General features: G+C 46.3%; 1 protein-coding gene. It reads left to right on the top strand.

Features of this window, described 5'->3' with window-relative positions:
• Positions 1 to 107 precede the first annotated feature (107 nt).
• Positions 108 to 791 (top strand): IS30 family transposase (locus EI162_RS14370; protein WP_192524972.1); only part of this gene is annotated, 684 nt, incomplete at its 3' end.

Here is a 791-nt window from a genome sequence, read left to right on the forward strand (position 1 = left end):
ATATCTTAGATTAACACATGAAGTGCAATATCAAAGAGCAGGTGAAAAAGAGGCCTAGATGCGCTAGCATCAAAGCTACTATCCACCGCCAAAGTGAGATTGCAACCATGAGCTATACACATCTAAGCCTAGAGGAACGATATCAGATTTATGCCCTTAGAGGGGCACAACATAGTATTAAATTTATAGCAGGGGCGTTAGGCAGAAGTCCCAGCACCATATCAAGAGAGCTTAGACGCAATAAAAGCCTACGAGGCTACCGAGCAAAGCATGCAGACAACACCGCTAAAGCGAGGCGAGCAAATAATGCCTTCACCATCATTTTAAACGTCTGGGACTGGGTCGTGACTAAGCTTAAACTGCAGTGGAGTCCTGAGCAAATAGCAGGCGTTCATAGTGGAGTCAGTCACACGAGTATCTATCGTTACTTATGGACTGATAAGAGGCAAGGTGGCACGCTATGGCAATATTTAAGACGCAAAGCCAAACCCTATCGTCAAAGGCTTACCACTGAGACTCGTGGGCGTATTAATGACAGGGTCTCAATTCATGAGCGCCCTCATGTAGTAAAAGAGCGATCCCGCATCGGTGATTGGGAAGCGGACACCATCATTGGTCAAAACCACAAACAAGCTATCGTGACAGTGGTAGAGCGAAAGACAGGTTTGGTTAAGATGAAGCGAGTGACTAAAAAGAGTGCTCATCTGGTCGCGGATGCGATGGTGGTTATGCTAACTCCAGTGAGACTACACGTTAAGACGATTACGTCCGATAATGGCAAGGAGTTTGCG

Origin of the sequence: Psychrobacter sp. FME6 (assembly GCF_014861365.1) — a bacterium.
In the GTDB taxonomy this organism is placed as follows: Bacteria; Pseudomonadota; Gammaproteobacteria; order Pseudomonadales; family Moraxellaceae; genus Psychrobacter.